This is a genomic window from Sandaracinaceae bacterium, from assembly GCA_020633055.1.
GTDB lineage: Bacteria > Myxococcota_A > Polyangia > Polyangiales > Houyiibacteriaceae > JADJJE01.
Map to the genome: position 1 here is coordinate 719,130 of JACKEJ010000007.1, position 19,601 is coordinate 738,730.

The window sequence follows — 19,601 nt, forward strand, 5'->3', positions numbered from 1 at the left end:
GCGGGTCGGGGTGGACGTGCCCCCCAGGCGCAGTGTAGGGAGAAGTCGCATGCTGCCGTCCCCCCCGTGGCCCTTGTCCTCCAGCGCCGTCCATCACGGCACCACCTGCGCAACGCCGGCGCCACACGCACCTCTCGCTGTGCGCACTCGCCCTCGCCCTCGCCGCGTGCTCGGACGCGGGCAACGCCCCGCCCTGCGATCCCCCCGGCGCATGCCCGGACGCAGACGCCCCGGATTTGCCCGACGCCTCCACGCCACAGGACGGCGCCACGCCACCCGACGGGTCCGCACCGGACGCCTCCGTCGCGCTCCCGCCCTTCTCCACGCGGCCCATCGTGCTGCCCCAGCGCAACCAGACCGAGCTGGTGCGCAACGTGCGCGTCGGCGCCGTGTTCATCGAGGACGAGGGGCCCGAGTCCTGGTACGACGACACAGCCCGCGCGGACACCTGGGCGGCCCGCATGGACCACCTGCGCAGCTTCTACGGGTCGCGCGCGAACGGCCGGCTGACCATCGAGTCCATCGCCAGCGCCACCGTCGAGGGCACGCCGCCCAGCTGCCGCGACGTGCCCAGCATGTTCCTCATCCCGGGGACCGAGGTGACGTTCGCCTACTTCCGAAACACCCAGTGCGGCACCGCGGCCTACGGCTCGCACATCGCCATGGCCGGCATCAAGAACGGCTACACGCACGTGCACGAGTTCGGCCACGAGCTGGGCTTCCACCACGCCTACAAGATCCTCCATGCAGGCGAAGGCGACACGGCCTTCACGCCCGCCGACAGCTTCGACGGGACCGCGCCCCTCTCGCGCCTGGCCGAGGGCTCCTACGCCTACGGGGACTACACCTCGTTCATGGGGCGCGCGAACGCCGCCATGCTCCCGCACCAGCTCTACTGGGTGCGCTTCTTCGAGCACGACGACCTCTTCGTGCAACCGAACCGTAGCCAGCCCGTGCTCATCCGCGAGGTGGGCTCCGTGGTGGAGTCCGACTTCCTCACGCGCGGCGAGCCCATCGCGGCGCTGGTGCGCTTGCCCACGGGCGAGGTCATGCAGCTGAGCCTCATCGGGCGTCAGTCCGCGTTCCGCAGCGTGGGCTTCTTCCGTCACTCGGACGAGCGCGACGAGGAGTCCATGATCGCCGCGCACATCATCGCGGACTGTGACGACTGCGCCACGCGCGGCTCGCTCGTCGCGACGTTCCGGCACCGCTTCATCGACGAGACGGGCATCCAGGTGGACGTCGACGCCTTCGCCGAGGACGGCATGACCGCCACCCTGCGCGTCGACGCCGTCACCGACGATGCCCGCTGCGCGCTCCCGCCCACGCTCACCGTCAGCACGCGCGTGCAGGACGACCGCACCGTGTACGTCGACGTGCAGGTCACCAACGACAACATCGAGGGCTGCCGGCCGCTGCACGTGTTCGAGCAGGACGGGTTCCTGCGCGACCAGCCGGACTTCAACGTGCGCGACGAGGGCACCGACTGGCAGCGCGACAGCGCACGCGGCGACGACGCCCAGTTCATGGTCTGGCCCGGGCGCAGCGTGACGCAGTCGTTCCGTGTGCGGCGCGCTTCGGGGGCGGCGACGAGCGCGACCTTCCCGCTGTTCATCGGGCCGTGGCCGGGGCTGCAGCTCACCACGGACTTCGACACGGCGACCCCCGACCGCAGCTGCACCATCACGCGGAACGGACACGGGGGCGACTGCGGCGGTTGGCTCGTGCAGACCCCCGTCGCGCCGTGAAGGGGGCACCCATGGGCGCGACAAAGAATCACACATGACACACACGTGAAGCCGGGGGCCCAGCCCCCGAAGGGTTGCCTCCGCGGTCGCTGCGCCCCCGACGAGTCACACGAAAACGTCCGCAGCCCTTGCCTATCTATGGATAGGTAGCTATACACAGAGCTCCTCGATGACCTCTGGAACCGACACCGCCAACCAGCTGATGGACGAGGCCCAGGCGCTGATCCAGAGCCGTGGGTTCAACGCGTTCAGCTACAAGGACCTCGCCGCGGTCGTGGGCATCCGCACGGCCAGCATCCACTACCACTTCCCGTCCAAAGCCGACCTGGGGCTCGCCGTGGTGCAGCGCTACCGCGCGGAGCTCGAGGCCGCGCTCGCCGACATCGACGCACGCGGCGGGTCCGTTCGCGACCAGCTCGAAGCCTTCGTCGCGCTCTACGGCAAGACGGAAACGAACGGGGTCATCTGCGTCTGCGGCTCGCTCGCGACCGACTGCGAGACCCTGCCCACCCCCATGCGCGACGCCGTCGCCGCCTACCTCGACCGCAGCGCCCAGTGGGTCGCCGCACGCGTCGCGGACGGCGTGGCGCGCGGCGAGCTCCACACGCGACAAGACCCGCACGAGCTGGCCACCACGCTCGTCTCGGGGCTCCAAGGAGGCCTCATCTTGGCAAGGGTCCGGGCGGGCTCCCCGTGGGTCGCCACGGTCGCGCGCGTCTTCTTCGACGCGGTCGCCGCGCCCTCGCCTTCCTGACGCGCCGGCCATCGTCGACCCGACGTTTGCCGCGCTCGTCCGCCGTCCGCGTTGACTACCTATGCATAGGTAGCACCATCCAACCATCTCGAAAGAACACTCCATGACCTCCCTCAACGCTCTCATCCTCGGCGGCTCCACCGGCATGGGCCTCGCCACCGCCCGCCACCTCCTGACACGAGGTGGCGCCGTGCACCTCGTCGCGCGCGACCCACAGAAGCTCGCCGCCGCGCAGTCCGAGCTGAGCCCTCTCGGGCGCGTCGAGACCACCAGCCTCGACCTCTACGACAAGGCCGCGGTGGACGCGTTCGCCACCCAGCTACGCGAGCAGGCGGCGCCCATCCATCAGCTCGTCAACGCGGCCGGCTACTTCAGCCCGCGACCGTTCATGGAACACACCCGCGCCGACTACGACCGCTACCACGACCTCAACCGCGCCACCTTCTTCCTCACCCAGGCCGTCGTCGCGAACATGCAGCGGCACGGGGGCGGTGCCATCGTGAACATCGGCTCCATGTGGGCCAAGCAGGCCATCGCGGCCACGCCCTCCTCCGCCTACTCCATGGCCAAGGCTGGGCTCCACGCGCTCACCCAGCACCTCGCCATGGAGCTCGCAGCAGACGGCATCCGCGTAAACGCCGTCTCTCCGGCCGTGGTGCACACGCCCATCTACGGGGCTTTCATCGAACCCGCGCAGATCGCCGAGACCCTCCGAGGCTTCGACGCGTTCCACCCCATCGGTCGCATCGGTCAGCCCGACGACGTGGCCAAGACCATCGCGCACCTGCTCTCCGATGATGCGGCGTGGGTCACGGGCGCCGTGTGGGACGTGGACGGCGGCGTCATGGCGGGCAGGAACTAGGGGAGCCACCGAGACGCAGTAGCTCGACCGCCCCGCATCTCGGTGCCGCGCGCAACTCCGGCCCGCCGGTGGCGCACGGTTGACAGAGCGCTGCGGTCGGGCTCGTCTACCTCACATGCTCGTACATGGCGCCGCCAGCCTGGACCATCCGTCGCTCCACGGCGCCATCTTGCGCCGCGACGAGCGGCAGCCCGGTTGGGCAACCATCGACCTCGGGCCTCACGCGGGGGCGCGGGCACTCCGTGAGGCGCAGCACCGCCTGGCTCGGGGGCTAGACCGCGAAGAGCGCCGCCTGCGTGGCCGCGGTCTGATCCCCACCGCGCTCACCTTCTTCGACCAGGGCGAGACCACGCCCTTCCACGTCGACGGTGGACCCGACGAGTCGGTGCTGCTGCTGGGCTACGAGCCCTCTGCCCGCACCAGCCGCCTGCGCGTCGTCGATCTCCCTCACGCGGCGGCCGAAGCCCAGTCCATCGCGGCCTACCTCGCGAGCCGTCCGAACGGCTTCCCGGCGGACGACCCGCGCCTGAGCGCCCTGGCCATCGACATCCCGCGCGACGCTACGCACTTCGTCCTCGTCGCGCTGTGCAACAGCGTCATGGAGCCAGGACACGGCTGGCGTGGACTGCTGCATCAAGCGACGGTCGGCGGCGACCCGAGCGCGCCGCGCGGCGTGCACACCGTTCACCTGCGCGCGGCGGCGGATGCCCCGTGGACCGAAGACGCATGGCGCCCCTACCTCGAGGAGCTCGCGCCGTAGCACCCCAACGCTCGCTCGTACGCTACTCGCGTCCCGCCTCACGAAGCAGCACACGCTCGTCGCGGATCGCGGTCACGCCCGCGCGAAGCGACGTCACGGCGAACTCCGGGAACCGGCGCTTGAACTTGTCCGACACGAACAGGTTGTCCACGTCGTAGCGCGGCAGCAGCTCGGCCGCGTCCCGCACCGTGGGGCTCACGAGGCCCGCCAACCGCAACTGCCAGCGGCGCAGCACGCGATGGCGCGCCGGGACGCCGAAGGTCTCCGCCACGAGCGCGACGAACTGGCGATAGGTGAGCCGCTGGTCGTCGCACGGGAGGTGCCACGTCTGACCGAACGCGTCGGGCGTGTTGCCCAGCAGCGCCATCGCGCGGCTCGCGTCGGGCGTGTAGATCAGCGTCCGCCGCGTGTCGTCGCGCACGAAGACCTTGGCAGCCTTGCCTGACCACAGCGGGTCCACCACCGTCGCGGTCGTGATGCTCTGCGTCGCCCCGGGCCCGTAGAACTCGGGCGCACGCGCGATCAACGCACGCACGCGGCCGCTGACCATGGCGTCCAGCAGCGCCTCGGCGATCTGGGCGCGCACGGCACCCTTCGCGCCGTGCGGACGAAAGGCCGTCTCTTCGGTCTGGGGGTCCGCGGTCTGCGGATACATGTACGTGTTGTCGAAGAACACGAGCTGCGTGCCGTGCGCGGCGCACGCGTCGATGACGTTGCGCATCAAGACGGGCCACTGCGCCACCCAGCGCTGCGTGTCCATCGGCAGCCCGGCGGTCAGGTACGCCGTGGTGGAGCCTTCCACGGCGCGCAGGGTCTGCTGGGCATCCAACAGATCCGCAGGGCGCAGCTCGTCGGTGTCGTGCACGCGCGCCGGGCGCCGGCTCACCAGCCGGATGTCCGTGGTGTGTTCGCGCGCCAGGTGGATGGCCAGCTCCCGCCCAATCTGTCCGCTCGCCCCGAGGATGGTCTGCATCGCTTGGCTCCTGCTGTGCTGTAGCGCCCGAGGCGCGCACGGTCGACGTCACGAGCGCCGGACGAGCGCGACGAGGCCCGATCCCGGGTCACCCGCGCGGGCCCGACGAAGGACGTCGATGGCCTGCGCCGGGCGGCTCCAGTCCTGGGACAAGACGTCGAAGCTCGCGTCGTCGGCATGTCGATGCGCCCCCGACGAGCACAAGAGCAGGTCGCTGACCCCATCGAGCGAGACGCGCGTCACGGTCGGTTCATCGCGGCCGAGGCCGAGCGAACGGGTGAGGATCCACGCGCCCCGCGTCGTCTGGAACGTATCGTCGGTCGTCAGGCGCCTCACGTGGCCGCGCGAGAGCGAATACGCGCGCACCTCTCCGACGTGCCACACGACCCCCTCCGCGCCGCACCACGCCACCGCCGTGACGCTCGCTCCGTGCCCGGGACGTTGGTGCAGCTGCTCGCGCGCGCGCTCCACGAAGCCCTGCACACAAGCCTCCAGCTCCACGAAGTCGCGGGCTGGGGGTTCCTGGCGCAGCCCGGCGAACGCGCGCCGCACCGCGTTTGCCTCCTCAGGCAGAGTCGCGTCGACCATCACAGCGACCCCGGCAGCCGTGGGGCGTGCACCGACGGTGAGCGTGAGCAGCGCGTCGCGCGCCCCGGGAGGCTCGGCAGCGCCCGAACCGACGCGACCGACCACGAGGTCCTCCTCGGCGAACGCGCACCACTCGAGCCCAACTCGGTACGGCGAGCGCCCAGTCACCGGGCGCCGCGCCTCAACACGTGACGTCCTCGGCGCCACTGGCCCGCAGCGACCAACGGAGCGCGCCCGTAGGAAAGGGACCGCACATTGCGTCGACGTGCGCTCCGTGGAGCAGGTGGTCGAGCTCCCACCGCAGATGCGCGTCCGTGCCCCACTCGGGCGGCTCCCTCTGGGGCGCGTCAGCCACGCGGGCGCTCCGGCTCGTCGTCGGGCTCGTTCTCGTCGTCTCTTTCGGGGTCGCGTCGTTCGCGGGGCGGCTGACAGCAGCCCGCTCGATGGCAGTGGTACTCGCCCGTGCGTCGATCGTGGTGCCCGCCCTGGTCGTCGAGTCCGCCACGGTGCGCCGCGGCCGACGCGGGCAGCGCGAGGAGGAACACGAACAGCAGTCGACCCATGCGCGCAGCGTCGCACAACGCACGCGTGGCGGGAACGGCAACGACGAACGAGCCCGCGGCGCGCCCTCAGCGCTCGGACGGACGACCCGGCAAGCGCGGCTGCCGCGTGACCTCGAAGCTCACGCGTCGGTTGCGCTCCCGCGCGGCGGCCAGCTCCCGTCCACGCACGCCCGCGATGGGCGCCGCGGGCTGCGACGCCCCCACGGCGCGCACGCCCAGCTGCGAGGCCGGCACACCGCGCGCGACGAGCGCGTCGTACACCGCCTGGGCGCGCAGCTGCGCCAAGGGCTCACGCTCGCGGTCGTCGACGTGGCCCACGATATCCACCCCAACGCCCGGGTTCACCTGCAGGGTCTGTGCGAGCGCGTCGAGCACGAGGGCACCGTCGGGCGACAGCGTGCTGGCGTTCGACGCGAAGTACACGATGTCCAAGATGGCGACATCGCACGCCACCAGCAGGATGGACCCACCGTCGGGGCAGCCATCCCCGTCGTCCGTGCAGCCCCCGTCGAGGCTGCTCGGGAAGGTCTCGGCGTGGCGCGGGCACTGGTCCACCTCGTCGGGATACCCGTCGTCGTCGAGGTCGCCGGGCGGCCCGTTGGTGTACTCCCGCTCGGACCCATCCGGACACCCGAGCGCGCCATCCTCCCCAGCCCCCTGTCGCGAGCGGCTGCGGTACGACGTGTCGTTCGGGCACATGTCGTCGACGTCGGCGACGCCGTCTCCGTCGTTGTCCGGGTCGGGGCACCCATCCTCGTCGTCGAACCCGTCGAGGTCCTCGGGAGCCTCCACACACGCGTCCAGCGCGTCCGCCACGCCGTCCTCGTCGGTGTCCGTGCGTTCTTCGGCCGTGCTCGGCTCCGCTCCCGCCGCGTGACCCGCGCTCGTGGAAGCCACCCCGCCGCAGCCCTGAACGCCCGCCACGTAAAGCCACGCGAGCCCGGTCAGGACCCAGCGCCATTCGACGTGCCGTGCAGACATGCCCAAGAGCATGGGGCAACACAGGCGGCCCCGTCTACGCACCGTGCGCTCAACGCCGACTCTGCCACTCCTCGATCATCGCCTGCACCAGCAGCACGCGCCGCCGCGCCTCACGCGGCCACTCCCCGTGCAGCTTGCGGATGGCCCGCAGCAGCCGCTCCCCCGCACGAAGGCGGGCACGCAGCCCGTTCAGCTCCTTCGGCAGCTGCGTGAGCATGTGCGTCCACGGCGCGCTCGCCCGCTCCCACGGCATGCACTCCGTGTGGGCGAAGCCCCGCTCCGGCGCCCACGCTGCGTCCCCCCGCACGAACCACCGCGCCGCCCCCTCGGCGAACGGCTGCCCACAGAACACGCAGGTCTTGGGCTCGGGAGCGGGCGTCGGCGCGGAGTGCACTGAACAGATGTACAGCAACCCTGAGACGAGGACAACGAGCCCGCTCCGAGGAGCGAGCCCGGCTACGCCCCCGCTCAAAGCGGCCGCGTGCGCTTCAGGTGCAACACCGCCGCCACATGGTCCAGCCGCACCAGCGTCCCCCGCGCCCCGTCCTCGCTGAGCGCCCCGCAAGCGACGGCCACCCGCACCGCCGTCATCGCCTCCTTCGCCTCGGCATACGCCCCCTGGAGCTTCGCGTCCCGGTTCCCGCCCCGAGCGTGCATCCCCTCCGCGTACTGCAGAGCCACGGAGTGCAAAGCCCGCTCGGTCTGCCGAGCAAGGTGAGGAACCCGCCGACCCATCACGCGAATCACCGGCGTGGCTTCCCGAATGGTGGACAAAATGAGGTCTTCCGTACGTGTCACAAAGAGGCCTTTCTGCGGCATCGGCCGCGCTGAGACCCCCCCACCCGCACGGAGTCGCAGCCCTGTCCCGCCGCACTTTTCGGCACGAAAAGCGACCCGCAGGGTCGGGCGTGACAGGGCGAGCACCGTGCTACCCTGACCTCTCCCGCGCGGCCCGCCCCAAAGCGTCCACACCCTCCCCGCGAGCCACCACGCCCCCGACCCAAGTCGCGCACCACCCGCCCGCAACACCGGGCCGCGCGAACCGTGAAACGTGAACCGGGCCCAGCGAACCCGTGGACCGGGCCGCGTGAACCGTGGACCGGGCCGCGTGAACCGTGAACACGTGCCACGTGACCCTGGGACCCGTGAACCGCGACCCGTGCCGCGCGAACCGTGACCGTGAACCGTGAACCGTGAACCGGGCCGCGTGACCCGGTGCCCCGTGCCCCCCGCCGCTACTTCGCCGTCACCTTCAGCCCCACCACGCTCACCACCAACAACACCACGAACACCACCCGCGCCGCCGACACCGGCTCATCGAACAGCACCACCCCAGCCGCCGCCGCGCCCAGCGCGCCGATACCCACCCAGATGGGATACGCCGTCCCAATCGGCAGCGTGCGCACCGCGAACGACAACAACCCCATGCTGGCCACCAGCGCCAGCCCCGTGAACACGGAAGGCCAAAGGCGCGTGAAGCCGCGCGTGTAGACCAGCCCAACGGCCCAGGCGACCTCCAGCAGGCCCGCCAGGAACAGCGCCGCCCAGGCCATGGGCGTCAGCCGCGCACCACCAGCGTGGGCACCGTCGCGCGGCGCAGCATGCGCTCGGCCGTGCTGCCCAGCACCAGGTGGTCGAGCACCGAGCGGCTGTGCGACCCCAGCACCACCTCGGTCGCGTCCGCCTCTCGAGCCGCCTCCAGCAGCTCCTCGTGGAAGCTGTGGTTCACCACGCGCACGTCCTCGTGCACCGTCACGCCCCCCTCCGCGGCGGAGAGTGCCACGCGGTGGAGGCGCGCCTTGGCGTCGTTCGCCACGATGGTGGATGGCGCGCTCGTGATGTCCTCCGCGCACGGCGAGCTCGAGTCCCCACGGTATCCGTGCGGCAGCAGGTGCACGAGGTGCAGCGAGCCACCCGCCCCGCGCGCCAGGTCTGCCGCGATGGCGAGCCCCCGCATGGACGCCGGCGAGAAGTCCACCGCCACCATGATGCGGGCCAGGGACGCCGCGGGTCCCTGCGGCGCGACCACGTCATCGCCCGCGGGCACCCCAGGGACCACCCACACGGGGCAGTGCGCGTGACGCACCACGCGGTCCGCCGTGCTGCCCAGCAGCCACTCGCCCAGCGCCCCGAGCAGGCGCTCGCCGGGCCCCTTGCTGTGCGGCCCCACCACCACGAAGCGCGCGTCGACCTCGCGGCCGCGCGTGAGGATGGCCTCCCACACGCGCCCGTTCGTCAGGTGCGACGTGCACGGCACGCCCAGCGCCTCGACCAGCGCACGCTCCGCCTCGAGCCCCGCGCTCTGCGCGTCCAGCCGGTCGGTCAGGCGCTTCTGCAGCTCGCGCAGGTACACCTGCACGGCAGGGTCGGCGCTGTCGGCCAGGGGCTCGGTGCCGGCCGTGTCCACCACGTGTACCAGCTCCAGCGAGAGCGAGAGCGCCTTGGCCACGGACGCCGCGAAGCGCACGGCGGCGTCGTTGGCGAAGGACAGGTCGGCGGCGACGAGGAGGCGGTCAGCGGTGCCAGTCATGGTCGGGTTCCTTGGCGGGAGCCTACCACCGGCACCACCCGTGCGCCGCTCTTCGAAGCGCTCAGTCGGCCGCGGAGCGCTCCAGCAGCTCGGCCTGCGCGGCCAGCGTCTCGGCGCACTCCGTCACGATGCTCTGCACCAGCTCACGCGTGGGGCGCCGCTGGTTCATCATCCCGACGATCTGCCCCACGGCGATGCCCGTGAGGTTGCCAGCCGTGGGGTGGTTGGTCTGCGAGTGCTTCCAGATGCGGTTGTTCGCGTCGGCCACAGCCATGAACTGCAGCGGCATGGGCAGCGGGTCCGGGGCGTCCTCGGCCTCCCACGCCATGGTGTACGTCGTCTTCAGCTGCCGCGCGGGCTTGCCGGTCAGGCAGCGCGAGCGGATGGTGTCGCTGGACGTCGCGGCCAGCAGCTTCTCGATCAGCGACTCGGCCTCCTCCGACTCGTTGGTGGTGAGCCAGATGGACCCGGTCCAGGCGCCCTGCGCACCCAGGCAGAGCGCGGCCGCCAGCTGCCGCCCCGTCCCCACGCCGCCCGCGGTCAGCACGGGGGTGGGCGCCACGGCGTCCACGCACTGCGGCGTCAGCACCATGCTGGCCACCTCGCCCGTGTGGCCGCCGGCCTCGGTGCCGGACGCGATGATGATGTCCACGCCCACCTGCTTCTGCTTGAGCGCCTGCTGTGGCGTGCCCACCAGCGCGCCCACCAGGATGCCCTGCGCGTGCGCCAGCTCGATGACGTCCTCCGGCGGGGGCCCGAGCGCGTTCACCAGCAGGCGGATGGGGTGCTTCATCGCGACCTCGAGGTGCGCGCGACCGCCGCCCGCGGACCACCCCAGCATCTCGGAGAAGCCGCCGAAGTCGGCCGGCAGCTCGGGCACCTCGTGCTTGGCCAGTAGGTCGTTCAGGAACTTCGACACGTGCTCGGGGATCATCTTCTTCAGGTCCGCCGTGCTCATGTCCCCCGACTCGCGCCCCACGTACTTGGCGGGGATGACGATGTCCACGCCGTACGGGCGTCCACCGACGTGCGCGTCAATCCAGGTCAGCTCCTCCTCGAGCTGCTCCGGACTGAACGTGAGCGCGCCGAGCACGCCGAAGCCGCCCGCGTTGGTGACCGCGGCGACGACGTCGCGGCAGTGGCTGAAGGCGAACAGCGGAAACTCGATGCCGAGCGTGTCGCAGATGGGTGTGCGCATTGAGAGGGGCTCCTTGGGACCACGGGGTAGTTCCCCGCGAATGTTTACGAACTGTATAGTTCAGGAGCGCGCTCAGTCCAGCCGTTCGCCCAGGGGGCGCACGCCGCGCGCGTCCACCTCGTAGAAGCGCACCGCGGCATCGGTCTCGACCACCGCGCGCGGCGAGAACACGCGCGGCCGCGTGGCGCCATACGGGTAGAGGTCGCGGTCCCGGTGCACGTGCCCGTGCATCACGTAGAGGTGCTCGGCCGCGGCCACGGCGGACTGCACGTCGGCGAGGTCCACCAGCTCCTGGAACCACGAAAGCGCGCGCGGCGCGTGCGCCAGCGGCGGGTGGTGCTGCAACACCAGCGTGGGCCCCTCCCCGCTGCGCAGCTGCGCGCGCTGGGCGGCGCCCAGACAGCCGGCCGCGCGCACGTAGTGTTGGTCCAGCGTCGAGTCGAGCGGCACCACGCGCACGCCATCCAGGTCGAACGGGTCACTGGACGTGCGGGCGACCGCACCCAACGTTCCCGCGGCCATGTGCGCGTAGAAGTCGCGCCCGCGGTATGCGTCGTGGTTGCCGGGGATGACCGTCACCTGTTCCGGCGTGAACCCACTCTCGGCGACGATGTGCGCGAAGAGCGCGAACTGCCCCGGCGCCGCGTCCTCGGTGAGGTCGCCCGTGAACACCACGTGGTCGGCGCCTGCCGCACGCGCCCGCGCAAACGCGCCCGCCAGCTTCCGCACGCGGCTGACCGCCCGAGAAGGCCTGTACGACGAGAGGAACGCGAGGCGCACCCAGTCGCCCGCGTCTCGCTCGGAGGCGTCGAGCTCCACCAAGTGGGCATCTGAGAGCTGGGCTAGGAGCGCCATGACCTCACCTTGACCACGCCATGGCCCGGCGTCACGCGCGCCGCCGATATCGGAAGGGGACGTCCTCGACGGGAGGCAGGGTGCCGAAGCCCGTGCGCCCGACGTCCTGCTTGGGCACCGCCGTGGTGAGCAGCTCGATGTCGAACGACGAGAGCAGCACGGCCACCGCGATCTTGAACTCGTTGATGGCGAAGAAGCGCCCTGGGCACATGCTCACGCCGGCGCCGAACGGCAGCAGGTTGAAGTGCACGCGCTCGTCGTCCTTGAAGAAGCGCGCGGGCGCGCCGCTCTCGTCGGGCAGAAAGCGGTCGAAGCGGAAGCTGTACGGGTCCTCGTAGATCTCTGGGTCGAGGTGCGTGGTGGGCGGGAACAACGCCAGGTCGTCGCCCACCTCGAACGTGTACGTCCCGCTGCGCAGCGCCAGCTCCGTGGGCTTCATGGCGCGCCGCGGCACCATGGGCGCCGTGGTGAGGCGGTTCATCTCGGTGACGGCGCTCTCGAGCTTAACCAAGCTCTTGAGCTGCTGCTTCGAGAACACGGGCCCGCCTGGCGCGAGCATGTCCGCCCCGCCCAGCACGCCACGCACCTCGGCGAGGATCTCGTCGCGCGCGCCGGTCGCGCAGGATGTAGAGCATGGTCCAGAACGCGGCCGAGACCGTGTTGGCCTGCGCCGCCCACATCAGGCCTGCGTCGAACCCACCCTCGTGGTCCAGGACGTCCAGCTTGGTGAAGTGCGCGTGCCGCACGTCGAACAGCTCGGCGTGCTCGGGCCCCTTGAGGCGCACCAGCTCGCCCAGCGTGCGCTGCGCGCGGGCCCACGGCGGCACCAGCTTCACGGGTAGGCCCATGGCCAGCACGGGGAACGCCTTGTCCACCGTGGTGTAGGCCCGCTTGAGCGCCTCGGAGTAGACCCCCTCGCCGAAGAGCGCGTCCGTGCCCGCCGCGAAGATGTACTCGTTGGCCCAGCGATGGAGCGCGTCCTCGGTCCACGTGCCCACGGGCAGCGCGCGGAGGCGCTCGACCAGCTTGCGCTGCATGCGCTCGCTCATCACCTGCAGCGGCTCGCCCTTCATGTACACGTTGACCTGGTGCGACACCTCCTCGATGTCGGCGCGCTTCACCTCTTCGAGCGTGTAGCCGAACGCACGCCCGCCGATCTCGGCGCCCACCTCCGCGAACTCCATGTCGCGGTTCTTGAAGTAGGCGGGGTAGTCCAGCGGGTCGAGCAGGAACGTACGCGGCCCCGACGGGAAGCGCACCGTGAAGACGTCGCCGTACTCGCGCTGGCACGTCCGCAGGAAGCCCAGCGGGTCCTTGCCGAAAGCGAGCGCGTGGCCGATCCAGGGGATACCGCCACGCACCATGGGAGGCGGCCCATGGTGCTTCGCCACGGGAGCGAAACGCGGGGACGTGGGCTGGGCCTGACCGGGGTCGAGCGCGGGGGGCATGCGTATTCTGTCTCACATGCCGCAGCCGCACTCAACCTCCGCACGCGGCGACGGGATCACTCCACCGCGTCGAAGCGGGCCTGGAGCCGGCGCCCGGCGCGCAGGTGCAGCGTGATGCCCCCGAGACCGAGCACCACGACCAGCACGGCGAAGACGGGACTGACGGCCCACGCGCCCATCAGCGCGATGGTGACCGCCCCGCTCGCGAGCGTGATGAACAGCTGCGTGAGCAGGGTTACCCCGAGCGCCAAGACGGGACCGATGCGGTAGGCGTACGCGATGGCGCCCACCAGCAACGCCAGGCGTGCGACCGTGACGGCTGCCGCCGCGGGGATGTCCAGGGTGAGGGTGAACGTGAGCAGCAGGCCGACGAGCACGTGCAACGCCGAGAGCGTGAGCCCACGCGACCACGTGTTGCGCGGGTTGGACGGGGACCACTCCGTGAGCGCCCGGCGCATGGCCCACGCCAGCAAGGGCACAGCGGGTGAGGCGAGGACGATGGTGGCGAGGATCTGCTGGAGAGACGAGGAGTCGATGGCGTACATGGGGACCGGGCCTTTCGGAGAGTTGGCCCGGTTCTCGGCCGCCGTGTAGGTCCGTTGCGCACAGCGTCACACTTTTGCCATTCGCCAACGCTACTATCAGCCGCTAGAGTGTGCTGGACGGAGCCCCGAAGGGGGTGCTCCGCCATTCGCCCGACCGGAAGGGGGTCTTTCGATATGGATGAGATGGAGACGAACACGAGCGGTCGCATCATCGTAGTGGGTGTGGACTCGAGCGCGGACTCGGAGCTGGCGTTGCTGACGGCGGTGCGCATGTGCAACGCCGCGGACACCCTGCACGTGGTGCACGCCGTGGAGGTCCACGCCCTGCGTGAGGCCACGCGCATCCAGGAGCAGGAGAAGGTCCTGGAGAACGATCCCGACGTGGTGCGCGCGTACGTCAGCGACGTCTGCGAGCGAGAGGAGGTGTGGCCGCTGGTGCGGCCCGAGGTGCACACCCGCATTGGCACACCCGTCGCCGCCCTCGTGCAGTTCTGCACGGACGTCGAGGCCGACCTGCTGGTGTGCGGCACCCACGCCCACAAGGCCATCGACCGCCTGCGCACGCCCGTCAGCGAGGGGCTCCTGCGCGAGGCGCCCTGCCCCGTGCTCGTCGCCAAGCCGCGCGCCTACCAGGGTCGCCGCAAGAGCGAGCTGCCCGCCCCACCCTGCGCCGACTGCGTAGCAAAGCGCGAAGAGACGGGCGACATGATGACGTGGTGCGCCACGCACGCCCGTGATCACCAGAGCCGCCACACGTACAGCGGTGCGGGCACGCGCAAGTCGAGCGCACCGGGCTACAACATGCGCTGACGGTCGCCAGCGCCACGCGCGAAGCGACACAGCCGCCCTTGGCACTCACGAGGGCGGACGGTCGGCGCGCCACCCCGCAACTGGCGGGCGCCAGCGCCGAGAAGGGCCGCGTGCCGAACCCGTCCCCGCGGAGCAGTCCCGTGAGCGCCGCCGCGTGGGTGACGGCAGCCATCGCCGTGGCGTCCCTGGCGCAGACGCCCCCCGCCCCGGAGCCACAGACCAGCACGGGCTTCGACTCGGCCACCTACGCGTCGCAGCGCCCCGAGCCTCCGTCCGCGGCCGCGGCCGCGCAGATCGCGGTCGTGCGGGACGGGGGCCGCATCGACGTCAACCAGGCGGACGCAATCACGCTGCAGTTGCTGCCGGGCGTGGGTCCCGTGGTGTCGCAGCGCATCATCGCGGATCGCGCCGAGCACGGCCCATACCCCACCCTCGAGGCGATGACGCGCGTCACCGGCATCGGTCCGCGTACGGTGGAGCGCATCGCCGCGCTGGCCTACGCGGGGTCAGGTGATGAAGCCACCGACGCTCACGCGGGCGCGACCGCACCCACGGTCAGCTCGGCCCCAGACGCGGGGCAGCCGCGGACGACCCACTAGCCGGGCTGCCGCTCATCGCACGCGGCACCCTCGCCCAAGGCTGTCGTGACCCAAAGACGAACGGGCGGCCGTCCGGCCCAGCCGCGGCGCATCACCAGCGGGAGAACAGGTACGACACCCGCAGCCCCGCCTGCGCGTGCAGGCCGTGCAGCACGCCTGCCGTGGGCTCGAACGGCAAGTAGCCCACCCGCACGTCGAGGCCGATGGCGAGCGTGCGCGAGTGCAGGTAGTCGAGCCCGAGCACGCCGTGCACCTCGAAGTTCCCGCGCACCTGCCCATCGCGGAGGATGAGGTGCCCGTCCGTGCCGATGCCGAAGAAGGGCACCCACGTGAGGATGTCCACGATGTAGAGCACCTCGGCGGTGGCCGAGAGCACGTGGCCGGGCGTGCTCCCGGGGTGCGCCGCGTAGCCGCCGCGCAAGACGAGCGTGAACGTGTCCCCGAGACCGATGCCCGCGCCCACGCCGACGCCCACGCCGTGCGTGGGCAGCCCGTGCTGCGCGTAGACGTAGCCCGCGTCGATGTTGAGGGCGATCTGCTCCTCGTACGCGCGGGCCTCGCCGGGCTGGACGAGGCTTACGCCGACGATGGCGATCGTGACCCACAGGGCCCACGCAGCAGACGCGCGGCACCAGGCGAGCGCAAAGGAGGCCGAGGCGTGCGGGGCGGGTGCCACGTCGCGTTGATAGCAGCCCGGGCGGCTTGACGCACCCGTCGGAAGGCGCGTAAATCCGGGCCGTGCCCACCTCGCCCCCGACGGTCTTGCTCGCCGGTGACGCCCTGCAGCGGACCCTTCGTCGCATGGCCCTCAGCATCGTGGAGCGCACGGGCAAGCGGCCCGAGGAGCTGTGCCTCGTCGGCATCCGGCGCGGCGGCGTGGACCTGGCCAAGCGCTTGGCCGAGGCCATCGGCGACCTCGAAGAGGGCACGCCCCAAGTCGGCGCGGTGGACATCAGCCTCTACCGGGACGACGCGGCTACGGCCCTGCCCGACCCCAAGATCGGCCCCAGCGACATCCGCTTCCCCATCGAGGGGCGCGAGGTCATCGTCGTGGACGACGTGCTGCAGACGGGGCGCACCGTGCGCGCGGCCATCGACTGCGTGCTGGACTACGGCCGGCCTCGGCGCATCTGGCTGGCGGTGCTGTTCGACCGCGGCGGGCGCGAGCTTCCAGTGCACCCGGACTTCGTCGGCAAGACGGTGGACGTGCGCGCGGGCGTGAAGCTGCGCGTCGAGCTCGAGGGGCGCGAAGGTGACCGCGCGTTCCTGGAACCCGCTGGCCAGGCCGGCGCGGAGGAGGCCTGATGGAGACGTTCCCGCACCGTCATGTGCTGGGCATCGAGGGCATGTCGCGCGCCGACATCGAGCACGTGCTGGACACGTCCAAGGCGTTCCTCGAGGTGTCGCGGCGGCCCGTGCGCAAGGTGCCCACGCTGCGCGGCAAGACCGTCATCAACCTGTTCTACGAGAACTCCACGCGCACCCGCACCAGCTTCGAGCTGGCCGGCAAGCGCATGAGCGCGGACGTCATCAACATCAGCGTGGCCAGCTCCAGCGTGAGCAAGGGCGAGACGCTGTACGACACGTGCAAGACCCTCGAGGCCATGCACCCCGACGTCATCGTCATGCGCCACGCGTCGTCCGGCGCGCCGCACTTCGTGGCCAAGAACGTGCGCTGCAGCGTCATCAACGCGGGCGACGGGATGCACGAGCACCCCACGCAGGCCCTGCTGGACGCGCTCACCATCCGCAACGCGCGGGGCACGCTGGACGGCCTGACGGTGGCCATCGTGGGCGACGTGGCCCACTCGCGCGTGGCGCGCAGCAACGCGCTGCTGCTGAAGCAGTTCGGCTGCACCGTGCGCTTCGTGGGACCAGACACGCTCGTGCCGCCCGAGCTCGCCGGCTACGGCGTGGAGCTGCACCACGATGTGGAGACCGGCCTGCGTGACGCCGACGTGGTGATGGTGCTGCGCGTGCAGCTCGAGCGGCTGAAGGGCGCGCTGCTGTCGTCGCTGGGCGAATACTCGCGCACGTTCGGGGTCAACCGTCGGCGGCTGGCGCTGGCCAAGCCGGACGCGCTGGTGATGCACCCCGGGCCCATGAACCGTGGCGTGGAGATTGAGCCCGACGTGGCCGACGGCGCGACGTCGCACGTGCTGGACCAGGTCGAGGCGGGCGTGGCCATCCGCATGGCGCTCCTGTACCTGCTGGCTGGCGACTCGGGCGAAGCGTGACGGTCGAGAGCGGGCTGGACCGGGTCGCGGCGGGCGCCCCCGAGGTGCTCGGGCACCTGCGCGGAAAGCGCGTGGGGCTCTTGGCGCATCCGGCCAGCGTGACGCGGGGGCTGGCGCACGCACACGCGGTCCTGGAGCGCGCGGGCGCACGCGTGGTGACGCTGTTCGGGCCCGAGCACGGCTACGGGGGCGAGGCGCAGGACATGGCGCCCGTGGGCGACGTGGACGACGCAGCCGAGGAGCGCGTGCGGGTGTTCTCCCTCTACGGCACCACCTTCGATGCGCTGCGCCCCACCCCGGAAATGCTGCGTGGCCTGGACGCCGTGGTGGTGGACCTGCAGGACGTCGGCGCGCGCTACTACACGTTCGTGTGGAGCGCGGCGCTCATGCTCGAGGCGACGGCGGCCGTGGGCATCCCGTGCGTCGTGCTGGACCGCCCCAACCCGCTGGGGGGCGTTGTGCTGGAGGGCGCCCCGCAGCGGCCCGGGTACCGCTCGTTCGTGGGCCTCTACGACGTCCCCGTGCGCCACGGCATGACCATCGCCGAGATCACGGGCATGGTCCGCGCGCGCCTGGCGCTGCCGGCGGAGAGCCTGGTGACAGTGCCCATGCGCGGCTGGCAGCGCGCGATGTACTTCGACGACACCGGGCTCCCCTGGGTCTATCCCTCCCCCAACATGCCCACGCTGGACACCGCGCTGGTGTACCCCGGCGGGTGCCTGATCGAAGGCACGCTGCTGTCGGAGGGGCGCGGCACCACCCGCCCGTTCGAGGTGTTCGGTGCGCCCTGGGTGGACGGAGAGGCCCTCGCAAAGACGCTCGAAGGCCAGCTGCCGGGGCTCGCGCTGCGCCCCCTGCACTTCCAGCCGACGTTCCAGAAGCACGGGGGGCAACGCTGCGGCGGCGTACAGGTGCACGTCACCGACCGCGCGCGAGTGCGCAGCTACGAGGCCTACCTGCGCATCCTGCACGCGCTGCTCACGCGCTACCCGGACGCGCCGCGCTATCGGACCGAAGAGTACGAGTACGTGACCGACCGGCCGGCCATCGACCTCCTCACGGGCGGGCCCGAGTTCCGCCAAGCGACCGACGCAGGCGAGAGCATCGACCCGTGGCTCGCGTCCGAAGCCGCAGGCGCCGCGGCGTTCGAGGCCGAGCGCGCGCCGTATCTGCTCTACCGCTGATCGACGCTCACCCGTGCGTGTAGCTCTGCAGCCCGGGCGGGAGGCCGCTGTCGATGGTGCGCCGCACGTGCTCCATCAGCTCGTCACGGCGCGCCGTGCCATACGCCGCCGGGTCCACGGGCGCATGGAAGCGCAGGCCCGCGCGCTTCCCAGGGTGCACCCGCACCTGCTTGGCGGGCAGCACGTGCTGCGTCCCGACGACCGTCACGGGCAGGATGGGGATGCCCGTCTGCAGGGCCAGCATGAACCCGCCCGTCTTGAACGGGAGCAGTCGGCCGTCCTCGGAGCGTGTGCCCTCGGGGGCGATCCAGATGTTGATGCCGGACTCGATGCGACGGCGCGCGACCTCGAGGGCCTCGCGCGCGCGGGCGTTGTCCCCCCGGTCGATGTTGACGAACTCCGCCGCGGCCATGGCTCCACCCACGAAGGGCACGCGGAACATCTCCTTCTTCGCGATCATGCGCAGCTCGGCGGGATAGAGGTGCATCAGCACGAAGATGTCGTACGTGCTCTGGTGGTTGGACACGACCAGGTGGGGACGCGTCGGGTCGACGTGCTCGAGACCCTCGACGAAGGTATCGATGCGCGCGTGGCGCACCGCGGCCTCGGCCCACTGCGCGAGCCGCCGGCTGGCCCGCTCGCGGGGCACGGGCCCGAACGCGGCCTCCGCGATGGTGGGCACGCAGACGCGCAGGGTCTCGCCACAGGTCTTGAGGGTGATGCTGAGCCGGGGCTTCTCCATGACGGTCGAGGATGCTCGGACGAGACCGTGCGCGCCAGCTGGCCGCGCCCTCAGCCGAAGACGGCCTCGAGGGTCTCGGCGGTCAAGACGCGCGTCGTGTACCGGCCAGCTCGTCGTGGGACGCACGCGCCAGCCGCGCCTGCGTCCCTGCTGGTGCCGTTGCGCGGCGGCAGACGTCAACCTCGTTGACTGCCGAGTGTGCGCTGGCGCAGAGTCCTTGGCAT

Annotated in this window: 24 protein-coding genes; 9 read left to right on the top strand and 15 right to left on the bottom strand. The window is 71.4% G+C overall.

Features of this window, described 5'->3' with window-relative positions; genetic code table 11:
* Positions 1–236: 236 nt before the first annotated feature.
* From H6726_16515 to H6726_16530, 4 genes are all read left to right on the top strand, one after another.
* The gene (locus H6726_16515; GenBank protein MCB9659249.1) at positions 237–1,748 is read left to right on the top strand and encodes a hypothetical protein; all 1,512 of its coding nucleotides are present in this window, start codon (positions 237–239) and stop codon (positions 1,746–1,748) included.
* A gap of 169 nt (positions 1,749–1,917) precedes the next feature.
* On the top strand, positions 1,918–2,502 hold the full coding sequence (locus H6726_16520) for a TetR/AcrR family transcriptional regulator (protein MCB9659250.1): 585 nt from the start codon (positions 1,918–1,920) through the stop codon (positions 2,500–2,502).
* A 103-nt stretch (positions 2,503–2,605) separates the two neighbouring features.
* A complete protein-coding gene (locus tag H6726_16525) occupies positions 2,606–3,364 on the top strand; it encodes an SDR family oxidoreductase (protein ID MCB9659251.1) in 759 nt (252 codons plus the stop codon).
* A 115-nt stretch (positions 3,365–3,479) separates the two neighbouring features.
* Positions 3,480–4,124, top strand: a complete 645-nt coding sequence (locus tag H6726_16530; GenBank protein MCB9659252.1) for a hypothetical protein — start codon at positions 3,480–3,482, stop codon at positions 4,122–4,124.
* A gap of 22 nt (positions 4,125–4,146) precedes the next feature.
* On the opposite strand, the gene H6726_16535 is transcribed toward H6726_16530, so the two are convergent.
* The 13 genes from H6726_16535 to H6726_16595 all read right to left on the bottom strand — a co-directional run bounded on the left by H6726_16535 (position 4,147) and on the right by H6726_16595 (position 13,805).
* The gene (locus tag H6726_16535; GenBank protein ID MCB9659253.1) at positions 4,147–5,097 is read right to left on the bottom strand and encodes an NAD-dependent epimerase/dehydratase family protein; all 951 of its coding nucleotides are present in this window, start codon (positions 5,095–5,097) and stop codon (positions 4,147–4,149) included.
* A gap of 48 nt (positions 5,098–5,145) precedes the next feature.
* The gene (locus H6726_16540) at positions 5,146–5,853 is read right to left on the bottom strand and encodes a hypothetical protein (GenBank protein MCB9659254.1); all 708 of its coding nucleotides are present in this window, start codon (positions 5,851–5,853) and stop codon (positions 5,146–5,148) included.
* Positions 5,854–6,032: 179 nt separating this feature from the next.
* Complete coding sequence (locus tag H6726_16545; protein MCB9659255.1) at positions 6,033–6,248, bottom strand: YHYH domain-containing protein; 216 nt, start codon at positions 6,246–6,248, stop codon at positions 6,033–6,035.
* A 66-nt stretch (positions 6,249–6,314) separates the two neighbouring features.
* Entirely contained in the window at positions 6,315–7,229 is a 915-nt protein-coding gene (locus H6726_16550; protein ID MCB9659256.1) for an OmpA family protein, read from the bottom strand.
* A 49-nt stretch (positions 7,230–7,278) separates the two neighbouring features.
* The gene (locus H6726_16555; GenBank protein MCB9659257.1) at positions 7,279–7,623 is read right to left on the bottom strand and encodes a hypothetical protein; all 345 of its coding nucleotides are present in this window, start codon (positions 7,621–7,623) and stop codon (positions 7,279–7,281) included.
* Between the two features lie 74 nt (positions 7,624–7,697).
* Positions 7,698–7,919, bottom strand: a complete 222-nt coding sequence (locus tag H6726_16560) for a hypothetical protein (GenBank protein ID MCB9659258.1) — start codon at positions 7,917–7,919, stop codon at positions 7,698–7,700.
* 545 nt (positions 7,920–8,464) lie between these two features.
* The gene (locus tag H6726_16565; protein MCB9659259.1) at positions 8,465–8,782 is read right to left on the bottom strand and encodes a hypothetical protein; all 318 of its coding nucleotides are present in this window, start codon (positions 8,780–8,782) and stop codon (positions 8,465–8,467) included.
* Between the two features lie 5 nt (positions 8,783–8,787).
* Positions 8,788–9,759, bottom strand: coding sequence for a universal stress protein (locus H6726_16570; protein MCB9659260.1), 972 nt, complete (start codon positions 9,757–9,759; stop codon positions 8,788–8,790).
* Positions 9,760–9,820: 61 nt separating this feature from the next.
* On the bottom strand, positions 9,821–10,957 hold the full coding sequence (locus H6726_16575) for a nitronate monooxygenase (protein ID MCB9659261.1): 1,137 nt from the start codon (positions 10,955–10,957) through the stop codon (positions 9,821–9,823).
* 72 nt (positions 10,958–11,029) lie between these two features.
* Positions 11,030–11,812 carry a metallophosphoesterase family protein gene (locus H6726_16580; GenBank protein MCB9659262.1) on the bottom strand — a complete coding sequence of 261 codons (783 nt, stop codon included), beginning with the start codon at positions 11,810–11,812 and terminating at the stop codon, positions 11,030–11,032.
* Positions 11,813–11,843: 31 nt separating this feature from the next.
* Complete coding sequence (locus H6726_16585) at positions 11,844–12,389, bottom strand: cytochrome P450 (GenBank protein MCB9659263.1); 546 nt, start codon at positions 12,387–12,389, stop codon at positions 11,844–11,846.
* The gene (locus tag H6726_16590; GenBank protein ID MCB9659264.1) at positions 12,316–13,260 is read right to left on the bottom strand and encodes a hypothetical protein; all 945 of its coding nucleotides are present in this window, start codon (positions 13,258–13,260) and stop codon (positions 12,316–12,318) included. Before H6726_16590 ends, H6726_16585 begins: the two co-directional genes overlap by 74 nt.
* 56 nt (positions 13,261–13,316) lie before the next feature.
* Positions 13,317–13,805 (bottom strand): hypothetical protein, encoded by a 489-nt coding sequence (locus tag H6726_16595; protein ID MCB9659265.1) that lies wholly within the window; start codon positions 13,803–13,805, stop codon positions 13,317–13,319.
* Positions 13,806–13,988: 183 nt separating this feature from the next.
* Here H6726_16595 and H6726_16600 point away from each other — a divergent pair, with 183 nt between their 5' ends.
* Both H6726_16600 and H6726_16605 read left to right on the top strand, forming a co-directional pair.
* Complete coding sequence (locus H6726_16600) at positions 13,989–14,615, top strand: universal stress protein (protein MCB9659266.1); 627 nt, start codon at positions 13,989–13,991, stop codon at positions 14,613–14,615.
* A gap of 140 nt (positions 14,616–14,755) precedes the next feature.
* On the top strand, positions 14,756–15,214 hold the full coding sequence (locus H6726_16605) for a helix-hairpin-helix domain-containing protein (protein MCB9659267.1): 459 nt from the start codon (positions 14,756–14,758) through the stop codon (positions 15,212–15,214).
* A 91-nt stretch (positions 15,215–15,305) separates the two neighbouring features.
* On the opposite strand, the gene H6726_16610 is transcribed toward H6726_16605, so the two are convergent.
* Positions 15,306–15,890 carry a hypothetical protein gene (locus H6726_16610; GenBank protein ID MCB9659268.1) on the bottom strand — a complete coding sequence of 195 codons (585 nt, stop codon included), beginning with the start codon at positions 15,888–15,890 and terminating at the stop codon, positions 15,306–15,308.
* Positions 15,891–16,015: 125 nt separating this feature from the next.
* On the opposite strand from H6726_16610, the gene pyrR reads away from it, so the two are divergent.
* From pyrR to H6726_16625, 3 genes are read left to right on the top strand one after another with little or no spacing between them, the layout of a single operon-like run.
* On the top strand, positions 16,016–16,519 hold the full coding sequence (pyrR, locus tag H6726_16615; protein ID MCB9659269.1) for a bifunctional pyr operon transcriptional regulator/uracil phosphoribosyltransferase PyrR: 504 nt from the start codon (positions 16,016–16,018) through the stop codon (positions 16,517–16,519).
* On the top strand, positions 16,519–17,451 hold the full coding sequence (locus H6726_16620; protein MCB9659270.1) for an aspartate carbamoyltransferase catalytic subunit: 933 nt from the start codon (positions 16,519–16,521) through the stop codon (positions 17,449–17,451). The genes pyrR and H6726_16620 overlap by 1 nt, the downstream gene beginning before the upstream one ends.
* A gap of 14 nt (positions 17,452–17,465) precedes the next feature.
* A complete protein-coding gene (locus H6726_16625) occupies positions 17,466–18,635 on the top strand; it encodes a DUF1343 domain-containing protein (protein MCB9659271.1) in 1,170 nt (389 codons plus the stop codon).
* Between the two features lie 7 nt (positions 18,636–18,642).
* Here H6726_16625 and H6726_16630 read toward each other — a convergent pair whose 3' ends face one another.
* Positions 18,643–19,377, bottom strand: coding sequence for a 1-acyl-sn-glycerol-3-phosphate acyltransferase (locus H6726_16630; GenBank protein ID MCB9659272.1), 735 nt, complete (start codon positions 19,375–19,377; stop codon positions 18,643–18,645).
* Between the last annotated feature and the right edge of the window lie 224 nt (positions 19,378–19,601).